This is a genomic window from Streptomyces flavofungini (genome assembly GCF_041028215.1).
GTDB classification, from domain to species: Bacteria; Actinomycetota; Actinomycetes; order Streptomycetales; family Streptomycetaceae; genus Streptomyces; species Streptomyces flavofungini_B.
In genome coordinates, this window is record NZ_JASKYR010000636.1 from 1 (window position 1) to 3,703 (window position 3,703).

Sequence of the window (3,703 nt, forward strand, 5' to 3'; positions counted from 1 at the left end):
CTCGTGCGCTCCACGCCGGAACCGCCCGCGGGTGTGCCCCCTGCTCCGGGCATCGGGGTTCACCGGTCGTCCCCCGTCCCTCGCCCGCGGGTGTCATCCGGGCCGGGCGGTCCCGGTGCGGGCGGCCCGTTCAGCGCGGGCGGTTCCGGCGTGGAGCGCACGAGTTCGGCGCGGAATGCCAGCCGGTCGCCTCGGATGCGCAGGAACTCCAGGTCCACCGGGCGCCCGTCGGGCATCCTGGTCAGCCGTTCGACGGTGAACAGCGCCGAACCGGCGGGGATGTCCAGCAGCGCGCACGTATGCGGGTCACCGCCCACCGCGTGCACGGTGACGCTCGCCGAGCCGAGCCGTTGACCGGTGGACTGCTCGATGAGCCCGAACAGGTCGCGCCCGGCCAGGTCGGCGTCGAGCAGCGGCTCCCCGATGTCAGCGGCGAGGTAGGTGAGGTCGAGGGAGAGCGGCACCCCGTCCAGCAGCCGCAGCCGTTCGATGTGGACCACTCGGCCGCCGTCGGGGACGCGGAGCTTGCGCGCCACGTCGCCGGGCGGGCGCACCACGTCCGCGACGCGCACCTGGTTGGTCACCTCACCGTGCGTGCCGAGTGTTTCGGCCAGGCCGGTCAGCCGCTCCAGGGTGTGTTCGTAGGGCCGCCGCACGATCACCGTGCCCACGCCCTGGCGCCGCTCGACCACACCTTCGTCGCGCAGTACGCCCAGTGCCTCCCGGACGGTGTTGCGCGACACCGCGAAGTCGGCGATCAGCACCCGCTCGTCGGGCAGCACACCCGAGGGGAACGCCCCCGAGGCAATCTGGCGGCGCAGCACCTCGGCGACCTGCCGGGCCCGGTCGGCCCGGGGACGCCGTCGGCCGACCGGGCTCAGGGGCATCGCCGGGGCCAGGACCGGCTCCGGAGTCGAGTTCGGGGCCAAGGGTGTGGACGGAGGCTCGCTGGGCGAGGCGTTCATGGGATCTCCTCGGTCGGCACCCGCGAAAACCTAGGGCGCCAATGTTTCCAGCACGTTACGCCACCTGCCCTGACCTGCGGCGACGCCTGTGACGTGCGAGGGGGCGCGGAGCGAGGAACCGTTGCGCCACCCAGCCGCCCCGACGGAGCCGAGGAGAGAAGCCGGTCGACGATCCGACCCGAAGCACGCGCTCCATTTCCGCTTGTCGAAACGCTTGTTCCACCTTTCGGACTCGCCTAGGGTCGGCGCCCCCGGCCGCCCCGCGCTGCCGGGTCTTCCTTGTGCGAACACGAAGGAGCATGCGGTGGTGCAGCAGGCATGGCAGGACGGGCCGTCGGACGAGGACGGGGAGAGCAACTCACCCGAAGCGGGAGAGATACGCGGCGTGGGGCGCCGCAGCTTCGTCGTCGGGGCCGGACTGGTCGGAACCGGCGGCCTGCTCGGCGCCGCCGGGGCGGGACCGGCGGCCGCCGCGGAGGGCGACGCGTTCGGCCCGGAGGACTTCGGCGGCAAGCGCCTGCTGCTCGTACCGGACGTGGTCCTGTTGCCGGAAGGGCCGGTCAAGGACCGTGCGGTACTCGTCCAGGGCAGCACCTTCCGGGCCGTCGGACCGGTCCATGAGCTCACCCGCGCGCACCCGGACGCCCGCACGGTACGGCTGAAGGGCCACCTGTTGATGCCGGGTTTCGTGGACTCCCACCACCACCTGACGCAGAGCTTCGGCAAGGCTCAGGCGTTCGGACAGCCGTCGGAGATCTTCAAGACCGTCTGGGAGCCGCTGGAACACGCCCTGGACGAGGAGAGCGCCCACCTCTCCGCGAAGCTCGCGGCCCTGGAGGCGCTGCGCGGCGGGTTCACCACCGCCGCCGACGCGGGCACCCGCGCCCCCGTCGACGTGGGCATCATCGCCAAGGCCGCCGAGGAGGCCGGACTGCGCTGTGTGCTGTCCAAGGTCGTCTCCGACGGAAAGGGCGGCAAGGAACACCTGGCGCGCTTCGAGCACTCCCGGCTGATCCACCCCTCGCTCGCCATACCCGTCCCCGAGGACGCCACGGCGGACGTACTGAAGAAGACCGCCGACCTGTGCGCGGAGGCGGGGGCGGTCTTCCAGGTCCACGTCAACGAACACCTGGCGTCCGTGGAACGCTCACTCAAGAGCGTGGGCCGCCGCCCGGTGTCCTACCTGCACCACATCGGCGCCCTCAACGCTCACACCCTCGGCTCCCACGCCACCCTGCTCACCCCCGACGAGATGCGCGTGCTCGCCGACACCGGCGCGGCGGTCAGCTACAACCCGGTGGCCAGTGCGTGGAAGGGCAACGCCGTCGCCCACGCCCTGATGTGGCAGGCCATGGGCATCCGCTTCGGCATCGGCACCGACGGCACGCGCGGCAACGGCTTCCGGCTGATCGACGCGGCGGAGAGCGCCCAGCGCCTGACCTACGGCATGATGTCCGGCGACTCCACGTGCGGCGCGGGCCGCCAGTGGATCGCCCACGCCACCGCCCTCAGCGCCGACGCCGTCGGGCTCGGCAAGGTGACCGGCGAGATCGCCGTCGGCAAGGCCGCCGACTTCCTCCTCGTCGACCTGCGCGTACCCGAACTCACCCCGTCCTACGACCTGTCGTGGGAACTGGTCCGGCTGGCCGACCGTGACCAGATCACCGCGGTCTTCACGGACGGCAGGCTACGGCTGTGGCACGGCTGGCCCACCACCTGGGACGGCCCCGCGCTCGTCCGCAGAGCCGCCGAAATAGGACCGAAGGTCGTACGGCGCGCCCGCATCCAGCGAGTGGACCCGGACCCGGACGGCACCACCCGCCACGCGCGGCGCCCCCGCACCTGACGTCATCGGGTTGAACGCACCTTGCCGCCTGGACGCGGACGGCGGTGTCAGCCGAATTGCCGGCAGCGCCCGGGAAAGACGGCCCGCACCCGTTTCGAGACCAGGGCCAGGGCGGTACGGCAAGCCGTGGTGTCGGCGTCGGAGCCGAGCTGAAGGGCCAGGCCCTCGGCCAGGCTGTGCAGTTCGAGTGCGGCGAGATCCGGGTCGCTGTCGGCGGGCACCTCACCGCACTCCTTGCCGTTGTGCACAGCCCTCGCCAGCATGGAGCGGATGTGCCGACCCGTCTCGGCGTGGGCCCGGGCGAGGTGGGGGTTGTCCACGGTGCGGCCGACGAAGGCCAGGGTCACCCGGTGGGCCGAGCGCCGGTCGGCGTCGACAGGGAGCCACTCGGCGAGGCCGTCGACGACCACGTCCCGGATCGGCAACTGCTCGCGCCTGGAGCGTTCTTCCAGTGCCGAGACCCGTTCGAGGATCTTCCGCACGACGCGTTCGTAGGTGAAGAGCAGCATCTCGTCCTTGGTGGCGAAGTAGTGCTGCACATGGCCGACGGACACTCCCGCCGCCTCGGCGGTGCGCGCCACGGTCACCCGGTCCAGGCCCTGTTCAGTGACCAGCCGCTGGACCGCGTCCGCGACCTGGATGCGCCTGGCTTGATGATCGACGACCTTCGGCATGGCGTCAGGGTATCCCGGGAGCGGGTCTTGCGGACGCTTAAACCGTATGCTCATATTGTAAAAACGACGCGTCGAGCGGACGGGGGCTGCGGGCATGAAGGCAGGGGTACAGGTGTCGGGGGAGCGKGCGGCGACGGAGCAGGCAGGGCGCCGCCCATGGCGCTTGCGGGTCGCCACCTCATTAGCGGCGCTGCTGGTCGGGGCGGCGGTGACAGGGG

Annotated in this window: 3 protein-coding genes; 1 reads left to right on the forward strand and 2 read right to left on the reverse strand. The window is 71.8% G+C overall.

Features of this window, described 5'->3' with window-relative positions:
- Positions 1 to 59: 59 nt before the first annotated feature.
- Entirely contained in the window at positions 60 to 965 is a 906-nt protein-coding gene (locus tag AB8Z36_RS31475) for a GntR family transcriptional regulator (protein ID WP_369216797.1), read from the reverse strand.
- A 304-nt stretch (positions 966 to 1,269) separates the two neighbouring features.
- Here AB8Z36_RS31475 and AB8Z36_RS31480 point away from each other — a divergent pair, with 304 nt between their 5' ends.
- Positions 1,270 to 2,811 (forward strand): amidohydrolase family protein, encoded by a 1,542-nt coding sequence (locus AB8Z36_RS31480; protein WP_440582046.1) that lies wholly within the window; start codon positions 1,270 to 1,272, stop codon positions 2,809 to 2,811.
- Between the two features lie 47 nt (positions 2,812 to 2,858).
- Here AB8Z36_RS31480 and AB8Z36_RS31485 read toward each other — a convergent pair whose 3' ends face one another.
- Positions 2,859 to 3,485, reverse strand: coding sequence for a TetR/AcrR family transcriptional regulator (locus AB8Z36_RS31485; RefSeq protein ID WP_369216798.1), 627 nt, complete (start codon positions 3,483 to 3,485; stop codon positions 2,859 to 2,861).
- Between the last annotated feature and the right edge of the window lie 218 nt (positions 3,486 to 3,703).

Bases quoted from the DNA above. Each gene is read 5' to 3' on its own strand.
- AB8Z36_RS31475 (WP_369216797.1), bottom strand. From the start codon at position 965: ATGAACGCCTCGCCCAGCGAGCCTCCGTCCACACCCTTGGCCCCGAAC.
- AB8Z36_RS31485 (WP_369216798.1), bottom strand. From the start codon at position 3,485: ATGCCGAAGGTCGTCGATCATCAAGCCAGGCGCATCCAGGTCGCGGAC.